Genomic DNA, 19,264 nt, shown 5'->3' on the forward strand with positions numbered 1-19,264 from the left:
TTGTTATTTCTGCTGTAACAACTGTAACATCGGCAACAGATCCTGTTCCAACCATTGCAAATTGACATCCTCTTGGCGAATACTGCGTTTCAGCAACAGAATCATTAAGCTATCATACAGTGTTTTTTCATCAAGCAGTTCTAATTCCTGCATCAGTTTTTGCATATTTTCGATATTTTGTTGATGGTCGAGCTGCCGTTTTTTTACCGCACTGAATGCCATTTGCGGATGGCATTTCAACGCTGCCAAGATCCGAGAGATAAACTCATCGCGCAAAATACCGTTTGTCAGAGTGCTTTCCAGCAACCATTTTTTCAGTTGCTGTTCGCCCTGATCGGTTAATTGATACTCTTTGCGATCGGGTTTTCCCTGTTGGAAGTGCAACGAAAAAGAGATTAAGCCCTGTTTTTCTAATAAATTTAATTCTCGATAGACCTGTTGGTGTGTTGCTTGCCAGATTAAGCCATAAGTTTGCGAAAATTTTTTACTGATGTCATAACCGGTGGCAGCTTGATGCGCCAGAATTGAAAGTATTGTGTGAGATAACGCCATAACTGTTTAGGATAAATAAGAATGGGCAATATTCTACTGAATTTAGGCGAATTTATACAGTCAGAAAAAACGGCAGCCATTTGCTGCCGTTTTGTTGCTCCTGTTTTGCTAAAAACTAACCTGTATTACGCATTCCGGCAGCAATACCGGTGATGGTAATCATCAACGCCTGTTCCAAAGCGTGGTTATTTTCACCGCTGCGTAAACGGCGCAATAATTCCACTTGCAGCAAATTGAGCGGATCAGTGTAAATGTTACGCAGTTTGATCGATTCGGCAATCCACGGCAGATCTGCCATCAACCGATCTTCGTGTGACAGTGAAAGCAAGGTTTGAATATCCGCTTTTAGCTGTTCACGTAATGATTCTCCTAAGTACCATAGATTTTCCGGCACTAAGCGTTGATCGTAATATTCGGCTAACCATAAATCGGTTTTACTGAATACCATTTCAACCATTCCGATACGCGTGGAGAAAAACGGCCAAGATTTACACATTTGTTCAATGGTTGACCTTTTACCCTGTTCAAATAGGGTGCGCAATGAAGCTCCGACACCAAGCCACGCCGGCAACATTAAGCGATTCTGCATCCAAGCAAAAATCCAAGGAATTGCACGTAAACTTTCAACGCCACCGGTTGGATTTCTCTTTGCCGGACGTGAACCAAGCGGCAATCTTGAGAGTTCCTGCTCCGGTGTTGCAGCACGGAAATAAGGCACGAAGTTGGCATTTCCACGAACGACTTGACGATAGATTTCACAAGAAGTATCCGCAAGTTCATCCATAATTTCACGCCAAGCCTGTTTCGGGTTGGGTGGCGGTAACAGATTGGCTTCTAAAACGGCACTGGCATAAAGATCTAAGCTTTGCACCGCCACTTCCGGCAATCCCAATTTGAAGCGAATCATTTCACCTTGTTCGGTTACACGTAAACCATTTTTCAAAGATTTAGGCGGTTGAGAGAGCAGAGCAGCGTGAGCCGGCGCGCCGCCACGACCGATAGTCCCACCGCGACCGTGGAACAGGGTCAATTCAATGCGACGATCTTCACAAAGATTGACCAGTGCTTCTTGCGCACGATATTGCGCCCACGAAGCCGCTATCATTCCGGCATCTTTGGCAGAATCGGAATAGCCGATCATAATCATCTGTTTGTTATTGATAATGCCGCGATACCAACCGATATCAAACAGTTGTTGCATTACGCTTTCAGCGTTATCCAAATCATCTAAGGTTTCAAATAATGGCACTACCGGCAGCGCATATTTAATGCCGGCTTCTTTTAGCAACAGATGCACTGCCAACACATCAGACGCAGTACGCGCCATTGAAATAATGTAACAAGAGATAATGCCTTGCGGCTGTTGTGCCACAATTTTGCAGGTATCTAAAATCTCTTTTGTTTCCGCAGAAGGGTGCCAATCTTGCGGAATTAACGGTCGGCGTGAACTTAATTCACGCACGAGAAATGCCTGTTTATCATCTTCACTCCATTGTGAATAGTCGCCTAGCCCGATGTAGCGTGTAATTTCAGCAATAGCCTGTTGGTGGCGTGTGCTTTCTTGACGAATATCCAACCGAGAGAGGGTAACGCCGAAACAACGCACTCGGCGTAAACAGTCAAGTAACAAGCCGTTTGCGATAATTCGCATTCCGCACGCACAGAGTGATTGATAGCAATCATATAGCGGTTGCCACAACTGTTCATCAGTGGTAATAATCTGTTCCGGATTAATGGTTGGTGTACGGTTAGCCAATTTATCATCAAAATAGTTGAGCGTATTGTTAAGACGAACACGCAGATCTTTTACCACCGCACGGTAAGGCTCTTCGTGATTGCCATATTTTTGTGTAAATTCGGCAGAACATTCAATCATTGAAAGCTCATCAGAAAGCTGCTGAATATCGGTAAGAAAGAGTTCCGCCGCTTTCCAGCGAGCCAAATAAAGCACTTTTTGCGTCACTTCGGCAGTAACAAACGGATTACCGTCACGGTCGCCACCCATCCAAGAGGAGAAACGGACAGGGGCTAAATCAACCGGTAATTGGAATTGTAAATGTTGTTCCAAATCCTGATTTAACTGGCGTAAAAATTGTGGTACCGCAGACCATAAGCTATTTTCAATAACGGCAAATCCCCATTTAGCTTCTTCAAATGGAGTAGGGCGTTGCGTGCGAATTTCATTGGTGTGCCAAGCCTGGGCGATTAATTGCAACAGACGGCGTTCAATTTGTTGGCGTTCAAGTGCGGTTAAATCGGCATTTTCCAATTTACGCAGGCAGTTATTGATCTCAACATATTTATGCACCAACGAGCGACGAGTCACTTCGGTCGGGTGGGCAGTTAATACCAGCTCAACCAACAGTTGTTGAACGGCTTCAATTATTTGCTGTTTTGAAATGCTGTTATCCTGTTTTAAACGGCCAAGCAAGGCGGCGATAGAACGTTCCGACATCACCTCATCAGTATGATGACGGGAGATGGTTTGGTATTGTTCGGCAATATTCGTGAGGTTTAAAAATTGACTGAAAGCACGAGCCACCGGAATGATATTATCCGGTGAGATATTTTCTAATGTTTGTAACAGTTGTTGGCGTGCCTGTTCATCGCCGGAACGAGAGCTTTTTGATAAAATTCTTATTTTTTCAATAAGTTGAAGAATATCATTCCCTTGAGCATCGCTAATGGTTTCGCCCAGAAGATGCCCAAGCATATTAATATTGTTGCGCATTGCAGAATATTGTTCGATCATTGTTGTACCTCATTTCACTTTCGATAGTGGTAGATATAACAAAAAAGAGAGAATAAGGTCAAACGATAATTAATTTATTTAATAAAAAAATTGGTTTGTTAGATTATTTTTAACAAAATATTTCTTTTTTTAGACATAATTTTAGAAAAATTACAATTTTTAGTAGGGATTAAGATAAAAACGGAGTGGTTGAAAATGGCACTAAGTGAACAGTTTTGGCAACAAAAAAGTTTATTGGAAATGAGTGACGAAGAGTGGGAAGCATTATGTGACGGTTGCGGTAAATGCTGTTATCGAAAGTTTATTGAAGGAAGAGGTAAACGGCAACGGCTCTATTTTACCCGTATTGCTTGCGATTTGTTGGATTTAGAAACTGGGCGCTGTCAAAATTATAGCCAACGTTTTAAATTGATGCCGGACTGTACTAAATTAACCAAGAAAAATTTGCCTGATTTCACGTGGTTGCCGAAAACCTGTGCTTATCGCTTGCTGTATGAGGGGATACCTTTACCTGATTGGCATCCGCTGTTGGTGGGGAATCAATCTGAAATGCATAAAGCCAAAGTGATGATCACAAACGGCATTCACGAACAGGATGTGATTGATTGGTTTGAGTTTGTGGTGGATGAGTTTTGACTCGGTTGAATTGTAAATTTTATATGCTGCTATGTCATAAAAAAGTCGCTCGATGAGGAGCGACTTGATCTAATCAGTGATTAAAGCACTTTCACAATGCTTTCACATAAGTAATCGATATTTTGTTCGGTAATACCGGCGACATTGATACGACCGGAACGAACGGCATAAATGGCAAATTCTTCTTTTAAGCGATCAACCTGTTCAGGGCTTAATCCACTGAAAGAGAACATACCGTTTTGTTGAATGATGAAGTCGAAATTCTGTTTTGCACCGTGTTTAGCAAGCAATTCCACAAATTTTTGACGCATTGCTTTGATTCTGCCACGCATTTCATCCAATTCAGCAATCCATTCCGCTTTTAGCTGTGCGTCATTTAACACAGTGGCAACAGCACTCGCACCGTGAGATGACGGGTTAGAGTAAAGGGTACGAATGATAACTTTAATTTGGCTGAATGCTTTGGTAGCCACTTCTTCATTGGCAGCAACAAGGGTGAATGCTCCGACACGTTCGTTGTATAAACCGAAGTTTTTGGAATAAGAACTTGCTACTAACAATTCTTGATGGTTTGCGGCAAAAGTGCGTAAACCGACAGCATCTTCTTCCAAACCGTTGGCAAAGCCTTGATAAGCAAAGTCGAATAACGGCAACCAGCCTTTTTCAGCCGACATTTTTGCTAATGTTGCCCATTGTTCCGGTGTCGGATCGATACCGGTCGGGTTGTGGCAGCAGCCGTGGAATAACACGACATCACCTGCTTGCGCATTTTCCAAATCGGCGATCATTCCTGCCCAGTCTAAACCGTGAGTCGCTTTGTTGTAATAACGATAATCACAAATATTCATTCCGACCGCTTTAAAAATGGCGTTATGGTTTGGCCAAGTCGGTGCGCTGATCCAAACATTTTTTGCTGAAGTTTGACGTTTAATAAATTCAGCGGCAATACGCAATGCACCGGTACCGCCAAGGCTTTGTGCTGTTTTCGCACGTTTATTTTTGACAATGTCGTGATCAGCACCGAATAATAAAATTTGTGTTTGACGATTAAAATCAGCTAAACCGTCAATGCCAAGATAGTTTTTGGTATTTTCATTGGCAAGTAGACGTTTTTCAGCCTCTTTTACTGCTTTAACGATAGGGGTTTGACCGTTGGCATCTTTATAAACGCCGATACCAAGGTTAACTTTATTACTGCGTGAATCAGCTTTAAATGCTTCACCTAAACCAAGAATAGGATCAGCCGGAGCGGCTTCAATATGTTCAAACATCAGATTTTCCTTCTACATAATTGTTGTGTTAACAGTGTGCTAGTTATACCGTTAAAGCGTTGACTTTGACAAGTGTTTCTAGCGATTTAATTTCATTTTATGCAATTTGTAATTGCTGTTTTGCCCAAGCTAAACCGGATTGGTAATCGTCCGGCAGTAACGGTTCAAGTTGGTTTAAAATCTCTATCAGCTGCATATTATCAGGATGTGCAATATTGATATGCCCCAATTTTCTGCCGGCTCTCACCTCTTTGCCATACCAGTGTAGTTGAGAATAAGGTAATGCCAACCACTCTTTGTGATGTTCGGTGCCGATAATATTGACCATTACGGTCGGCATTCTTGCGACTAATTTTGGCGTCGGTAAATTCAATAATGCGCGTAAATGAAGCTCAAACTGGCTGATATTTGCGCCTAATTGTGTCCAGTGTCCGCTGTTATGTACACGTGGCGCGAGTTCATTGATCAACAATTTATCACCCACCACAAAACATTCCATCGCCATAACACCGACATAATCCAAATGTTGCATAATTTTACCAAGCATACGTTCCGCTTCAGCTTGCATCGGATGCGGCTTGGTTGATGATATAACACTGTAACGTAAAATGCCTTGTTGCTGTAAATTTTGCGTGATTGGATAGAAATAGGTACGACCATCGGCGAATCTGGCACCAACCAAAGAAACTTCACTGTCAAAAGGAATGAATGCTTCGGCGATAGTGTGGTCGAATAACGCTTCAGTAATCACATCGGTGTTATGTTGATCGACAATCCATTGACCACGACCGTCATAACCGCCGGTACGACGTTTTACGACCACTTTTTCACCGACATTTTGCCAAACCTGTTGCCACGAAGTTTGTGCGGTTAAATGTAGCCACGGCGAAGTGGCGAGTTCAAGCTGATCAAGCAGCTGTTTCTGAGTAAGGCGATCTGCCAGACGGGCGAAGGTATTTTTATTGATGAAATTCGGATGAGAAGAGAGCAGATCGGTGAGTGGTGTTTGCTCCCAACGTTCGATTTCCGCTGTTACTAATGCCGGTTGCTCCAATTCAAACACAGCCTGTTGGAATGCGAGCGGCACCACATTAATATCTAAAGGTGCGCCGGCATAGCGTAACATTCGACCTAATTGTCCATTGCCTAAAACATAAATTGTTGGATAAAGAGAACTTTTTTGCATAATTATTGCTCGATAACGCGTGGATCGGGATGATTTAATACATCATCAGTTTGTTGTTGACGGAATTGACGTAAACGATTGCTTAAATCAGCATTAAAAACAGCAAGAATTTGTGCTGCAAGCAAACCGGCGTTTGCCGCACCGGCAGGGCCAATAGCCAATGTGCCGACCGGAATGCCTTTAGGCATCTGTACGATAGAATAGAGGCTGTCTACACCGCTCAACATTGAACTTTTTACCGGTACGCCAAGTACAGGAACAAGCGTTTTAGCGGCTAACATTCCCGGCAAATGCGCTGCACCGCCGGCGCCGGCGATAATGACTTTATAACCGTTTTCAGCGGCAGTTTCGGCAAATTGGAATAATTTATCGGGAGTGCGGTGGGCGGAAACGATTTCAACGTGATAAGGAATTTGTAATTGATCGAGAATATTGGCGGCTTCTTGCATGGTGTTCCAGTCGCTCTTGGAACCCATTACAATCGCAATTTCAGTTTGAGGCATAACATAATTTCCTAGTAGTGAATTTGAGGGCATAAGGATAGCATTTATTGCTAAGCAGTGAAATATAACAATCACATTTGAATTGAAATCAAAGATAGCGGCGATAGGAAGAAACCATTGAAAAACCTTGAAATCAGATTGCAACTTGAGGAATAAAACTTTATCCTAGCACACGTTTTTTTATATTTTATGGATGGAAGATTTATGTTACCAAAAGCTAAATATCGGAAAGATTATAAAAAACCTGATTACACAATTAGTGATATTTTTCTTGAATTTCAACTCGATGCGCAGCAAACCAAGGTCACGGCAAAGAGTTTGGTGCATAAATTAAATCCGGAAGCAACGAAATTACATCTTGACGGGCAAAGCTTGGAGTTAGTTTCGATCAAACTGAACGATGAGCCGTTTTCGCAGTATGAAAAAGTAAATGACGGCTTGATTTTGGATTTGGGCGAGATTGTACGTGACAAATTTGAATTGGAGATTGTTACCTTAATTTCTCCGGCAAAAAATACATCGTTACAGGGTTTGTATCAATCCGGTGAAGCACTTTGTACTCAGTGTGAAGCGGAAGGTTTCCGTCAAATTACTTATATGTTGGATCGCCCTGATGTATTGGCACGTTACAGCACACGCATTATCGCCGATAAAGCGCAATATCCGATTTTGCTTTCTAATGGTAATCGCGTTCGTCAAGGTGATTTAGATAATGGATTCCACTGGGTGGAATGGCAAGATCCGTTCCCAAAACCAAGCTATCTTTTTGCGCTGGTGGCAGGTGATTTTGATGTGTTGCGTGATACTTTCACCACACGTAGCGGTCGTGAAGTGGCACTGGAACTTTATGTTGATAAAGGTAATTTAAATCGTGCCGATTGGGCGATGGCAAGTTTGAAAAAAGCGATGAAATGGGATGAAGATCGCTTTGATCTTGAATATGATCTTGATATTTATATGATTGTTGCTGTTGATTTCTTCAATATGGGGGCAATGGAGAATAAAGGGTTAAATATCTTTAACTCTAAATTCGTATTGGCAAACCCACAAACCGCAACCGACAACGATTATCTTGATGTTGAAAGAGTGATTGCCCACGAATATTTCCATAACTGGACAGGTAATCGTGTGACTTGTCGTGATTGGTTCCAACTTAGTTTAAAAGAGGGCTTGACCGTTTTCCGTGATCAAGAGTTTTCATCCGATACCGGTTCTCGTACTGTAAATCGCATTAATAATGTCAAATTCCTACGTGCGGTGCAGTTTGCTGAAGATGCCAGTCCGATGGCACACCCAATTCGCCCGGAAAAAGTCATTGAAATGAATAACTTCTATACCGTTACTGTTTATGAGAAAGGGGCAGAAGTGATTCGTATGATTCACACTTTGTTAGGCGAAGAAAAATTCCAAGCAGGAATGAAATTGTATATTGCCGAAAATGACGGAACAGCGGCAACTTGTGATGATTTTGTGTCGGCAATGGAGCGAGCTTCCGGAGTCGATTTAACCCAATTCCGCCGCTGGTATAGTCAATCCGGTACGCCGGAATTGAACATCACCGATGAGTATGATGCCAACACCTTGACTTACCGTCTGCATATCAATCAGATGACACCGCCGACATTGGATCAGATGGATAAAGTCAATCTGCATATTCCGGTGCGTATTTCTCTCTATGATGAAGCGGGGAAAGCGTTGCCGTTAAAAGTGCAGGGCGTTGAATTAGATTCCGATGTGTTGAATGTAACGCAATATGAACAAACTTTTGAATTTTCACCGGTATACAAAAAACCGGTGCCGGCATTATTAAATGAATTTTCTGCGCCGGTGAAATTGGAATTTCCTTATAGTAAACAGCAGTTGATTACGTTAATGAAATTTGCGGAAAACGGTTTTATTCGTTGGGATGCAAGTCAAATGTTGTTGGCTAATGAATTGCGTCAAAATCTACAGCATTATCAACAAAATGAAAGCTTACAACTGTCGGAAGAATTTATTCAGGCATTGCGTTATTTACTGGATAATTATGATCAGGATATTGAATTAACCGCGTTAATTTTGACGTTGCCGAAAGAAACCGAATTCGCGGAATTGTTCAAAACCATTGACCCGACAGGTATTCGTGCGGTGCGTAGCTTTATGCAGAAAGCGATCGCTTCAGCATTGAAAGATCAGCTGTTGCGTTTATATAACTTCACACAACAGGATGAGTATCGTATCGATCAACAAAGCATTGCTTTGCGTAGTTTCAATAATGTCTGCTTGAGTTATTTAGCCTTTACTGAATTGGGGAATGCGTTGGTTTATAAACATTACACTCACGCTAATAATATGACCGATACGTTAGCGGCATTAGCAATGTCGACTCAAGCACAATTAGCTTGCCGTGATGAATTGTTGGCAGATTTTGAGCAAAAATGGCAACACGATGGCCTAGTGATGGATAAATGGTTTGCGTTACAAGCGACACGTCCGGATGACAATGTGTTGGAAATTGTGCAGCATTTGATGGAACATCCAAGTTTCAATTTTAATAATCCAAACCGTTTACGCGCATTAGTGGGCAGTTTCTGTTCACAAAATCCAAGTGCTTTCCACGCCATTGATGGTTCAGGTTATCGTTTCTTAGTTGATATTTTGATGCGATTGAACAGTTCAAACCCACAAGTGGCAGCACGTTTAATCGAACCGTTAATCCGTTTGTCACGTTATGATAATCAACGACAAACCTTGATGAAGCGTGGTTTAGAGCGTTTACGAGAAGTGGATAATCTTTCTCGTGATTTATTTGAGAAAATCGATAAAGCATTGCAATAATGGTAAAGAGAGGCATTAGCCTCTCTTTTTTCTAGGTTAAATATTGTTTAAACATTACAGTTAACTATCCAGCGAGGTGTACGAGTATGTATCAATTAATCCGCAAAGTCTTATTTTCGTTAGATGCGGAAAAAGCCCACGAATTAACCATTCATCTGTTGGGCGCAGTCGGTCGCAGTCCGGCGAAATGTTTGCTTGAGAAATATTTGCAAGTTGCAGGCACGCCGAAACAATGTATGGGAATTACCTTTAAAAATCCGATCGGATTAGCAGCAGGAGCGGATAAAAATGCTGAAGCGATCGATGGTTTCGGGGCATTAGGTTTTGGCTTTATTGAGGTGGGAACAGTAACGCCGTTGCCGCAACCCGGTAATGCTAAACCACGTCAATTTCGTTTAATTGCAGCAGAAGGAATTATTAATCGCAACGGTTTTAATAATAACGGCGTGGATCAAGTAATTGAGAATATTAAGCGATCACGCTATGACGGAACGTTGGGAATTAATATTGGTAAAAATACTTTTACGCCGGTCGAAAAAGGGCGAGATGATTATTTGCTCTGTTTAGAAAAAGTATATCCGTATGCTGATTATATTACCGTCAATATTTCATCTCCGAACTCTCCGGGATTGCGTCAATTACAATATGGGGAGTTATTGGAAGATTTATTAGCGGCATTAAAACAGAAACAAAAAATATTGGCAGCACAGCAGAATAAATATGTGCCGATAGCGTTAAAAATTGCGCCGGATTTAAACGAAGCGGAGTTAGTGGCGATTGCAGACAGTTTGCGCCGACATCAATTTGATGGCGTGATTGCGACTAATACTACTTTATCAAGAGATACGGTCGCCGGTTTAGAAAATGCCGATCAACAGGGCGGATTAAGCGGCAAACCGTTACAAGATTTAAGCACAAAAATTATTGCGCGGTTATATCAAGAATTAAAAGGTGATATTCCAATTATTGGCAGTGGCGGTATTGATAGTGTGGAAAATGCACAGCAAAAAATAGCGGCAGGTGCAGAATTATTGCAAATTTATTCCGGTTTAATTTATCACGGACCAAAATTGGTGCAGGAATTAGTAAAAAATATTGCATAATAAAAGAAATTTTAAAGAAAAGTGTTATTTAAATCGCACTTTTCTCTTTTTTTATCATATAATCAACAGCATTATTATTTTATTTTTAGGTAAGTTATTTCTATGGCATTCGATAATAAGTGTAAATGGAGCTATGACAGTGAACGTGATCGTCTCACTGCGATACTGCCTAATTATACGATTATTGAAACAACGCTGAATAAAGAGGTGTTGAATAGAGATGGAATGGGGAGCACTAGCTTTGAAGTGGATGACTTTGATTTGGTCAATCGCTTTATTGATGTTCTAGCGCCATTGCAATTATCGGAAGATATTTGTCATCAATTAGCTTATAGTGCCGTTGCCTGTCGCCATTTTTTATTACCTAAACAGCAACAAAATTGGTTTTTTAGTTTACTTGAACAATCTCAAATGCCGACAGACATTGGTTTGGCAAAATGTCTGATTTCGCAAAGTCAGATGTGGGCAACCTTGTTAGTTGCCGATATTGAAGAAAATATTGCCAGCGTGATTGTTTTAGATGAACAGATAAAATTACCGCATTCTCAACTTCAGTTCGGTGATGTTTTCCGGATTAATATTAATCGACTTGAATCGCTGATGATTGAAGTTTCCGCACCGCAAGCAATATTCCAACAGTACGCATAATTAAATTAAGAGCATAATGCAAAAGTTATCACAAATTTCTGCAACAAAAATTGATCTTCACTCTCACAGTAATGCTTCAGATGGCGTATTGTCGCCGACAGCACTCATTTCACGCGCCAAAGAACAAGGCGTTGAGGTGTTGGCATTGACCGATCACGATACGGTGGATGGCATTGCTGAAGCAAAAACGGCAGCTCAACAGCAACAGATTACCTTAATCAGCGGCGTTGAAATTTCGACCGTGTGGCAAGGCAAAACCATTCATATTGTCGGGCTTGGTTTTGATGAAACACATCCGGCAATGACGGAATTGTTACAGCGACAAGCGCAGTTGCGCTATGCCAGAGCGGTGGAAATTGGCGAAAGGTTTAAAAAATTTGGATTGGAAAATGCTTTTGCCGAAGCGCAGGCTTTGACCAGTGGTGAAGTAACACGAGCGCATTATGCACGTTATTTAGTCAATATCGGTATGGTAAGCAATGAAGGACAAGCCTTTAAGCGTTATCTTTCACAAGGAAAACCTTGCTATGTCAAAGCAAATTGGTGTGATATTCCGACCGCGATAGAGGTTATCCATCAAGCCGGTGGTATTGCGGTGGTGGCACATCCGATGCGTTATCAGATGACAAATAATAAAATCCGCACGCTGATTGAGGATTTCCAACAGTGGGGCGGTGATGCGGTCGAAATTGCCGGTGGCGTTGATCACAATCAGCAAAAAATGTTAATTCAGTGGTTGGACAAGTTATCACTGTCTGCTTCTGTCGGTTCAGACTTTCATTATCCGTGCGGTTGGATTGAATTAGGCAAAAACTTAACTATTCCTGAAAATGTTAAAACGGTTTGGCAACGATAGTGTAAATCTTTTGTGATTTTAAGATTGAATGCGTTATATAATAAGCCGTTTTTGTTGTCACAATACAGGAGAGTGTTATGAGCCAGTTTTTCTATATCCATCCGGACAATCCTCAACAACGTTTGATCAATCAGGCTGTCGATATTTTACGTGACGGCGGTGTCATCGTTTATCCAACGGATTCCGGCTATGCGTTAGGTTGTATGCTCGGTGATAAACACGCAATGGATTGCATTATTCGCATTCGTAAATTGCCGGAAGGGCATAATTTTACTTTGGTGTGCAGTGATCTGTCGGAGTTATCCAATTATTCATTGGTGACCAATACCATTTATCGTTTGATCAAAAATAATACGCCGGGACGTTATACCTTTATTTTAACGGCAACTAAAGAGTTACCAAGACGTTTAATGACATCCAAACGTAAGACGATTGGTATTCGTGTGCCGGATAATAATATTGCGTTGGCATTATTGAAAACATTAGGTGAGCCGATTCTTTCCTGTTCATTGATGCTGCCGGGCGAGGAGTATTTCACCTTATCCGATCCGGAAGAAATTCGTAATTTGTTGGAAAATCAAGTGGATTTAATTATTCACGGCGGTTATCTTGGACAAGATCCGACCACAGTAGTCGATTTAACGGTTGAGCCGCCGGTGATTTTAAGAGAAGGCAGCGGCAGCATTGAACCTTTTATTTAATCATTAGACGTCTGTGAAGACGACAAGGAGATTTATGCAACTCAAGCAAGATGAGAAAAAAAACACAGGCAAAATTGTCGGTGAAAAATTACAAAAAGTATTGGCTCGTGCCGGAGTCGGATCGCGCCGTGAGGTGGAAACGATTATTGCAGCCGGACGTGTGAGTGTAAACGGCAAAATTGCCTCACTAGGCGATCGTGTCGAAGTGAAAAACGATACCAAAATTCGTGTTGATGGTGAGCTGGTTTCATTAATTGCTGCGCGCAAAGATATTTGTCGCGTGTTGATGTATTACAAACCGGAAGGAGAACTTTGTACTCGTCACGATCCGGAAGGGCGTGCGACCGTTTTTGAGCGTTTGCCGCAAATCAGCAATGCTCGTTGGGTGTCGGTTGGACGTTTGGATATTAATACTTCAGGCTTATTATTGTTTACTACCGATGGTGAATTGGCTAATCGTTTAATGCATCCGAGCAAAGAAGTTGAACGTGAATATTCAGTGCGTGTATTTGGTCACGTGACAGAGCAAATGTTGGCAAAACTGCGTAAAGGTGTGCAGTTGGAAGACGGCCCGGCAAGTTTTAAAAAGATTTCTGCACAAGGTGGGCAGGGAATGAATCAATGGTTTTCTGTAACCTTAACGGAAGGGCGAAATCGAGAAGTGCGCCGTTTGTGGGAATCGCAAGGTATTCAGGTGAGTCGATTAATCCGTACCCGTTACGGAAACATTGATTTGATGAAAGGCTTGCCGCGTGGCGGTTGGATTGAATTACCGTTAGAAAAAGTGAACTATTTGCGTCAATTAGTTGATTTACCGCTCGAAACGGAAAGCAAAGTGGATACTAAAAATTCACGTTCATTCAAATCAAACCAAATTCGTAAAGCAGTTAAACAGCATTCACTTAAAAAACGTTATCAAACACGTTAAAGCAGTATTAAGGGAGGAAGAATGAAGTTACAGCAATTACGTTATATTGTTGAAATTGCAAATAATAATTTAAACATTACTGATGCGGCAAAGTCACTTTATACTTCCCAACCCGGTATTAGTAAACAGGTTAAATTGTTAGAAGATGAGCTGGGATTGCCAATTTTTGAGCGCAACGGTAAACATATTCAGAGTTTAACGCCGACCGGAGAAAAAATTATTGCGATTGCTCGTGAATTATTGGTGAAAGAGCAGAGCATTAAAGCAATTGCTGATGAGCATAAACGTCCGGATGTCGGGACTTTGCGTATCGCCACCACCAATACGCAAGCGCGCTATAAATTGCCGGAGGTGGTGAAAAAGTTTGTCAAACGTTATCCGGATGTGAGTTTGCATATTCATCAAGGTTCACCGCAACAAATTTATGAGTTGTTGCTTTCAGGTGAAATTGATTTGGCGATTATTACTGAAGCGCAATATCTATTTGAAGATGCGATTTTGTTGCCTTGTTATATGTGGAATCGTTCCGTCATTGTGAAGAAAGATCACCCATTGGCGAAGGTGGAACATCTAACCATAGAAGAGCTGGGCAAATATCCGCTCGTAACCTATATTTTCGGTTTTACCGGACGTTCCGATCTCGATTATGCCTTTAATCGTGAAGGTATTTTGCCGAACACTGTTTTTACAGCGACAGATGCGGATGTGATCAAAACCTATGTGCGTCTTGGTTTGGGCGTTGGCATTATGGCATCGATGGCTTACAGCGATCAGGATAACGATTTGGTTGCGATTGATGCCAGCCATCTTTTCAAAGCCAGTATGACGCAGATTGCATTCAAAAAAGGCTCATTTTTACGCCGTTATACTTATGATTTTATTAATATTTTTGCACCGCATTTAACACGTTCTCAGGTGGAAACCGCTGAACAGATTCGTGATAATGATGTTATCCGCAAAATGTTTGATGATGTTGAGTTGGAATATCTCTAAAAGTTGAGATAAGCAACGACAATTATGCAGAGGACTTTTCTCTGCATAATTTTTTAACAAAATGATATTCTTCCCTCCATTTGATTATAAAACCCCTCCATTTTTGCAAAAAAGTGAGATCTTGATCTCAAAAAAAAATTATTTTGCTTGTTCTTGAGATGACATAAGAGTAAATTACACCCATTATGAAGTCTAACTTCTATTTTAATAAAATTACTGGAGTTTATATGTCAAATTTGAGTCAAGAAGAGATTTTAGCAGCAATTAAGCACGGTTTAATTGCTTCTTGTCAACCGGTCGATGATGGTCCAATGGATCATCCTGAAATTGTCGCTGCAATGGCGCAAGCTTCGGTGATTGGTGGTGCGGCAGGTTTGCGTATTGAGGGAATTGATAATTTAAAAGCAACAAGACCAACGGTGAAGGTGCCGATTATCGGTATTGTTAAACGTGATTTGCCGGACAGTCCGGTGCGAATTACCCCATTTTTAGACGATGTTGAGGCATTAGCAGCGGCAGGAGCGGATATTATCGCTTTTGACGGCACGTTCCGTACACGCCCGACAACGATTGAAGAAACAGTGAAAAGAATTAAAGCGCTGGGCAAACTTTCAATGGCAGATTGTTCCACTTTTGATGAAGGAATGTTCTGCCAAAAATTAGGTGTTGATTTGATTGGTAGCACAATGTCCGGTTATACCGGTGGTGCCGTACCGTCAGAGCCGGATTATCAATTAGTGATTGATCTGGCAAAAGCCGGTTGCCGCGTGATGGCGGAAGGGCGTTACAACACACCTGAACTGGCAAAAAAAGCGATTGAAATCGGCGCGCATTCAGTTACGGTCGGATCAGCATTGACTCGTTTGGAACATATCGTCAGCTGGTTTGCGGATGCAGTCAAATCAGCAAAATAGGGAGAAACCTATGCAAATTTTAGCGTTAGATATCGGTGGTACCAAAATTGCAACAGCGTTGGTTAATAATGGGACGGTAACTTGTCGCCGTCAAATCGCAACACCGATACAAAATGTGGTTGATGAGATGCATAAGGTCTTGGCGGAGATTGTACAGCAGTATCAAGGGCAATTTGACTGCGTGGCGGTTGCTTCCACCGGCATTATTAATAATGGCATCTTAACGGCATTAAATCCGAAAAATTTAGGCGGATTGGCAGAGTTTCCATTAAAAGAGAGCATTGCGCGTCATACCGACAAACCGATCGGTTTATTAAATGATGTACAGGCGGCGGCTTGTGCCGAATATAAAGAGCAGAATGCTGATCAAGTGGAAAATTTTGTTTTTATTACCGTTTCTACCGGGGTTGGCGGTGGCATTATTTTACAGCGTCGCTTATTAACAGAACCGAACGGTGTGGCAGGACATATTGGCCATACATTGGCTGATCCGAACGGACCGATTTGTGGTTGCGGACGACAAGGCTGCGTTGAAGCGATTGCTTCCGGACGTGCGATTGAAGCGGCAGCCAGCGTTTGGGAACACCCTTGTTCACCAAAAGAGGTGTTTGAGCGTTTTCGGCAGCAGGATGAAAAAGCGACTGCATTGGTGCAGCGTTCAGCGAAAACTATCGCTAACTTAATTGCAGATTTAGTGATTGGATTGGATATTCAAAAAGTGGTTGTCGGTGGTAGTGTCGGTTTGGCAGAAGGTTATTTACCACTGGTGAAAAGTTATTTGCAACAACAGCCTAAATTTTATCAATGTGCGGTCGAACGAGCGTTTCACGGGCAGGATGCCGGCTTGATTGGCGCAGCGTGGTGGGTTGAGCAGAATTTAACAACATTAAAATAAGGAACAGATATGTTTATTGGAGATTTGACAAAAGCGGAATATAAATTGGGTTTGCCGAAAGTGATTGCAGAGGCTTTGGATCATTTGCAGACACTTGATTTAGCAGATTTGGAATTGGGTAAACATAATATTACCGATCAAATTTATATGAATGTAATGGAGTTTGATACCACCGATGCCGGCAGTAAAAAAGCGGAAATTCATCGTCAATATTTAGATATTCAAGTTTTAATCAGCGGTAAAGAGGCCATTCAATGTAGCCCTGTTTATCCTGATTTATCACTTTATACCGAATATGATGAAAAAGATGATTACCAATTAACACCGGATATTGATGCCAAAAGTGAAATTGTGTTGCGCCCGAAAATGTTTGCGATTTTTCTTCCTTATGAACCACATAAACCGGGCTGTAATGTCGAAGGTAAAGTGCAACATTTGAAAAAATTGGTGGTAAAAATTCCGGTTACCTTGCTTTAAGTAAAGGGAGGCGTTATGTCTGAAAGCGGAAAAATTCTTGATACGATTGGCGCATTGCAGACCAGTTTGACGAAAACGGAAAAGCGAATTGCGGCGGCAATTTTGGCTTCACCGAATTTGTTAAGCCAATCTTCTTTGTCGGAAGTTTCGGAACAACTCGATGTTGGTGAAGCGACTTTTATTCGATTTTGCCGGACACTCGGCTTTAAAGGTTATACCGATTTCAAATTAGAGCTTGCGATCGAATTGGCGACACAAGAGAAGCAGAACCAAACCTTGTTGGATACAGAAGTATCGGAAGAGGACAACGCATTTGAAATTGCCAAAAAATTACAAACTGCGTTGGTGAATGTGGTGGGTGAAACCATCAATTTGCTTGATTTTGATCAGTTGGATCAAGTGGTTAATGAACTTTACAAAGCTAAACGTATTTTCTTGTTCGGTGTCGGTTCATCAGGCATTACCGCTGAAGATGTAAAACATAAATTAATGCGCATCGGCTTGCAGGTGGATGCAACCACGAATAACCACTTTATGTATATGCAGGCTTCGCTGATGAAAGCGGGAGATGTGGTGATCGGAATTAGTCATTCCGGTTATTCGGAAGAGATCATCCGTGCGTTACGCATTGCCAAGAAAGCAGGCGCAAAAACAGTGGCGTTAACGCACAATTTACGTTCGCCAATTACCGAAGAAGCGGATTATGTTTTGATTAATGGTAATCGCCAAGGGCAAATGCAAGGTGATTCAATCGGTACAAAAATTGCGCAGCTGTTCGTGATGGATCTGATTTATGCGTTGTTGGTGCGTAAAGAAGAACAAAAAGCGATTAAAGCGAAACAGAAAACCATTAATGTTATTTTGGAACAACGAATTAAATAACTCTGTTAATAAAGGAAAATTTTATGAAAAATTTAAAAGGTATCTTCAGTGCATTATTAGTTTCTTTTAATGCGGACGGCTCAATCAATGAAAAAGGATTGCGCGAAATTATCCGTTACAACATTGATAAAATGAAAGTGAACGGTTTGTATGTCGGTGGCAGCACCGGCGAAAACTTTATGCTTTCAACCGCAGAGAAAAAAGAGATTTTCCGCATTGCCAAAGATGAAGCGAAAGATGAAGTGGCATTAATTGCGCAAGTTGGTAGTGTTAATTTACAGGAAGCGGTTGAGTTGGGTAAATATGCAACTGAATTGGGTTATGACTCTCTTTCTGCGGTAACACCTTTCTATTACAAATTCAGTTTTGCTGAAATCAAAAACTATTACGACACCATCGTGGCGGAAACCGGTAATAATATGATTGTTTACTCGATTCCGTTCTTAACCGGCGTGAATATCGGTGTGGAACAGTTTGGTGAACTTTATAAAAATCCAAAAATTATTGGCGTAAAATTCACTGCCGGTGATTTCTATTTATTGGAACGTGTACGTAAAGCTTATCCGAACCACCTTATCTGGGCAGGTTTTGATGAAATGATGCTTTCCGCGGCGGTATTGGGCGTGGACGGTGCAATCGGTAGTACCTTCAATGTCAATGGTGTGCGTGCAAGACAAATTTTTGAATTGGCTCAACAAGGTAAGATCGAAGAAGCTCGTCAAATTCAACACGTTACCAACGACTTGATCGAAGGCATTTTATCTAATGGACTTTATCTTACTATTAAAGAGTTGTTGAAATTGGACGGCGTGGATGCCGGTTATTGCCGTGAACCGATGACCAAAGAATTAACTCCGGAAAAAATCGCATTTGCGAAAGAGCTAAAAGCAAAATATCTTGCTTAATAGTGCCAGAAATAGAAAAGAAAACCGGTGGAAACACCGGTTTCAGACTGCTGACAAACCTCTAGACATACCTCTAGAGGTTTGATCTAATAGGCATATCGAAAAAAGGAAATGCCTATGCTCAAAAATACACCCTCACTCCAATATGAAATCGAGATGATAAGTCTCGAACAACTCGTTCCAAAAGACCACCTTGTCCGTAAAGTCGCGAAAGCCATCGATTTTGAATTCATTCGTGATGAAGT

Annotated in this window: 18 protein-coding genes; 13 read left to right on the forward strand and 5 right to left on the reverse strand. The window is 41.5% G+C overall.

Annotated elements, in window-relative coordinates; all coding sequences use genetic code 11:
• Positions 1 to 3 precede the first annotated feature (3 nt).
• Both A3EO_RS0101390 and ppc read right to left on the reverse strand, forming a co-directional pair.
• Positions 4 to 552: a PadR family transcriptional regulator gene (locus tag A3EO_RS0101390; RefSeq protein WP_018345672.1), complete on the reverse strand. Its 549-nt coding sequence runs from the start codon at positions 550 to 552 to the stop codon at positions 4 to 6.
• Positions 553 to 667: 115 nt separating this feature from the next.
• Entirely contained in the window at positions 668 to 3,304 is a 2,637-nt protein-coding gene (gene ppc / locus A3EO_RS0101395) for a phosphoenolpyruvate carboxylase (protein WP_018345673.1), read from the reverse strand.
• Positions 3,305 to 3,499: 195 nt separating this feature from the next.
• Here ppc and A3EO_RS0101400 point away from each other — a divergent pair, with 195 nt between their 5' ends.
• Positions 3,500 to 3,940, forward strand: coding sequence for a YcgN family cysteine cluster protein (locus A3EO_RS0101400; RefSeq protein ID WP_018345674.1), 441 nt, complete (start codon positions 3,500 to 3,502; stop codon positions 3,938 to 3,940).
• A gap of 80 nt (positions 3,941 to 4,020) precedes the next feature.
• Here the strand turns inward: A3EO_RS0101400 and A3EO_RS0101405 are convergent, their stop codons facing one another.
• The 3 genes from A3EO_RS0101405 to purE form a co-directional block, all read right to left on the reverse strand.
• Positions 4,021 to 5,211: an amino acid aminotransferase gene (locus A3EO_RS0101405; RefSeq protein WP_018345675.1), complete on the reverse strand. Its 1,191-nt coding sequence runs from the start codon at positions 5,209 to 5,211 to the stop codon at positions 4,021 to 4,023.
• A gap of 97 nt (positions 5,212 to 5,308) precedes the next feature.
• The gene (gene purK / locus A3EO_RS0101410; RefSeq protein WP_018345676.1) at positions 5,309 to 6,397 is read right to left on the reverse strand and encodes a 5-(carboxyamino)imidazole ribonucleotide synthase; all 1,089 of its coding nucleotides are present in this window, start codon (positions 6,395 to 6,397) and stop codon (positions 5,309 to 5,311) included.
• Positions 6,398 to 6,399: 2 nt separating this feature from the next.
• Positions 6,400 to 6,900, reverse strand: a complete 501-nt coding sequence (gene purE / locus A3EO_RS0101415; RefSeq protein ID WP_013747017.1) for a 5-(carboxyamino)imidazole ribonucleotide mutase — start codon at positions 6,898 to 6,900, stop codon at positions 6,400 to 6,402.
• A gap of 204 nt (positions 6,901 to 7,104) precedes the next feature.
• On the opposite strand from purE, the gene pepN reads away from it, so the two are divergent.
• The 12 genes from pepN (at position 7,105) to nanA (ending at position 19,019) form a co-directional block, all read left to right on the forward strand.
• Complete coding sequence (pepN, locus tag A3EO_RS0101420) at positions 7,105 to 9,717, forward strand: aminopeptidase N (protein WP_018345677.1); 2,613 nt, start codon at positions 7,105 to 7,107, stop codon at positions 9,715 to 9,717.
• 86 nt (positions 9,718 to 9,803) lie between these two features.
• A complete protein-coding gene (pyrD, locus tag A3EO_RS0101425) occupies positions 9,804 to 10,820 on the forward strand; it encodes a quinone-dependent dihydroorotate dehydrogenase (protein ID WP_018345678.1) in 1,017 nt (338 codons plus the stop codon).
• 102 nt (positions 10,821 to 10,922) lie between these two features.
• A complete protein-coding gene (locus tag A3EO_RS0101430) occupies positions 10,923 to 11,468 on the forward strand; it encodes a cell division protein ZapC domain-containing protein (protein WP_013747020.1) in 546 nt (181 codons plus the stop codon).
• 16 nt (positions 11,469 to 11,484) lie between these two features.
• Positions 11,485 to 12,324, forward strand: coding sequence for a PHP domain-containing protein (locus A3EO_RS0101435; protein ID WP_018345679.1), 840 nt, complete (start codon positions 11,485 to 11,487; stop codon positions 12,322 to 12,324).
• 77 nt (positions 12,325 to 12,401) lie between these two features.
• Positions 12,402 to 13,025, forward strand: coding sequence for an L-threonylcarbamoyladenylate synthase (locus A3EO_RS0101440; RefSeq protein WP_018345680.1), 624 nt, complete (start codon positions 12,402 to 12,404; stop codon positions 13,023 to 13,025).
• Between the two features lie 34 nt (positions 13,026 to 13,059).
• Positions 13,060 to 13,953: a 23S rRNA pseudouridine(2605) synthase RluB gene (rluB, locus tag A3EO_RS0101445; protein ID WP_018345681.1), complete on the forward strand. Its 894-nt coding sequence runs from the start codon at positions 13,060 to 13,062 to the stop codon at positions 13,951 to 13,953.
• 21 nt (positions 13,954 to 13,974) lie between these two features.
• Positions 13,975 to 14,946 carry an HTH-type transcriptional regulator CysB gene (gene cysB, locus A3EO_RS0101450; protein WP_013747024.1) on the forward strand — a complete coding sequence of 324 codons (972 nt, stop codon included), beginning with the start codon at positions 13,975 to 13,977 and terminating at the stop codon, positions 14,944 to 14,946.
• Positions 14,947 to 15,173: 227 nt separating this feature from the next.
• Positions 15,174 to 15,860, forward strand: a complete 687-nt coding sequence (locus A3EO_RS0101455) for an N-acetylmannosamine-6-phosphate 2-epimerase (RefSeq protein ID WP_013747025.1) — start codon at positions 15,174 to 15,176, stop codon at positions 15,858 to 15,860.
• Between the two features lie 10 nt (positions 15,861 to 15,870).
• Complete coding sequence (locus A3EO_RS0101460) at positions 15,871 to 16,755, forward strand: N-acetylmannosamine kinase (protein ID WP_018345682.1); 885 nt, start codon at positions 15,871 to 15,873, stop codon at positions 16,753 to 16,755.
• Between the two features lie 9 nt (positions 16,756 to 16,764).
• The gene (nanQ, locus tag A3EO_RS0101465) at positions 16,765 to 17,232 is read left to right on the forward strand and encodes an N-acetylneuraminate anomerase (RefSeq protein ID WP_018345683.1); all 468 of its coding nucleotides are present in this window, start codon (positions 16,765 to 16,767) and stop codon (positions 17,230 to 17,232) included.
• 15 nt (positions 17,233 to 17,247) lie between these two features.
• A complete protein-coding gene (locus A3EO_RS0101470) occupies positions 17,248 to 18,114 on the forward strand; it encodes a MurR/RpiR family transcriptional regulator (protein ID WP_018345684.1) in 867 nt (288 codons plus the stop codon).
• Positions 18,115 to 18,137: 23 nt separating this feature from the next.
• A complete protein-coding gene (gene nanA, locus A3EO_RS0101475; protein ID WP_018345685.1) occupies positions 18,138 to 19,019 on the forward strand; it encodes an N-acetylneuraminate lyase in 882 nt (293 codons plus the stop codon).
• Positions 19,020 to 19,264 lie beyond the last annotated feature (245 nt).

It is taken from the genome of Gallibacterium anatis DSM 16844 = F 149 (assembly GCF_000379785.1).
GTDB classification, from domain to species: domain Bacteria; phylum Pseudomonadota; class Gammaproteobacteria; order Enterobacterales; family Pasteurellaceae; genus Gallibacterium; species Gallibacterium anatis.

Bases quoted from the DNA above. Each gene is read 5' to 3' on its own strand.
- A3EO_RS0101405 (WP_018345675.1), bottom strand. From the start codon at position 5,211: ATGTTTGAACATATTGAAGCCGCTCCGGCTGATCCTATTCTTGGTTTA.
- A3EO_RS0101430 (WP_013747020.1), top strand. From the start codon at position 10,923: ATGGCATTCGATAATAAGTGTAAATGGAGCTATGACAGTGAACGTGAT.
- A3EO_RS0101390 (WP_018345672.1), bottom strand. From the start codon at position 552: ATGGCGTTATCTCACACAATACTTTCAATTCTGGCGCATCAAGCTGCC.
- nanQ (WP_018345683.1), top strand. From the start codon at position 16,765: ATGTTTATTGGAGATTTGACAAAAGCGGAATATAAATTGGGTTTGCCG.
- purK (WP_018345676.1), bottom strand. From the start codon at position 6,397: ATGCAAAAAAGTTCTCTTTATCCAACAATTTATGTTTTAGGCAATGGA.
- purE (WP_013747017.1), bottom strand. From the start codon at position 6,900: ATGCCTCAAACTGAAATTGCGATTGTAATGGGTTCCAAGAGCGACTGG.
- A3EO_RS0101440 (WP_018345680.1), top strand. From the start codon at position 12,402: ATGAGCCAGTTTTTCTATATCCATCCGGACAATCCTCAACAACGTTTG.
- A3EO_RS0101400 (WP_018345674.1), top strand. From the start codon at position 3,500: ATGGCACTAAGTGAACAGTTTTGGCAACAAAAAAGTTTATTGGAAATG.
- nanA (WP_018345685.1), top strand. From the start codon at position 18,138: ATGAAAAATTTAAAAGGTATCTTCAGTGCATTATTAGTTTCTTTTAAT.
- A3EO_RS0101460 (WP_018345682.1), top strand. From the start codon at position 15,871: ATGCAAATTTTAGCGTTAGATATCGGTGGTACCAAAATTGCAACAGCG.
- A3EO_RS0101470 (WP_018345684.1), top strand. From the start codon at position 17,248: ATGTCTGAAAGCGGAAAAATTCTTGATACGATTGGCGCATTGCAGACC.
- ppc (WP_018345673.1), bottom strand. From the start codon at position 3,304: ATGATCGAACAATATTCTGCAATGCGCAACAATATTAATATGCTTGGG.
- A3EO_RS0101435 (WP_018345679.1), top strand. From the start codon at position 11,485: ATGCAAAAGTTATCACAAATTTCTGCAACAAAAATTGATCTTCACTCT.
- pyrD (WP_018345678.1), top strand. From the start codon at position 9,804: ATGTATCAATTAATCCGCAAAGTCTTATTTTCGTTAGATGCGGAAAAA.
- A3EO_RS0101455 (WP_013747025.1), top strand. From the start codon at position 15,174: ATGTCAAATTTGAGTCAAGAAGAGATTTTAGCAGCAATTAAGCACGGT.
- pepN (WP_018345677.1), top strand. From the start codon at position 7,105: ATGTTACCAAAAGCTAAATATCGGAAAGATTATAAAAAACCTGATTAC.
- rluB (WP_018345681.1), top strand. From the start codon at position 13,060: ATGCAACTCAAGCAAGATGAGAAAAAAAACACAGGCAAAATTGTCGGT.
- cysB (WP_013747024.1), top strand. From the start codon at position 13,975: ATGAAGTTACAGCAATTACGTTATATTGTTGAAATTGCAAATAATAAT.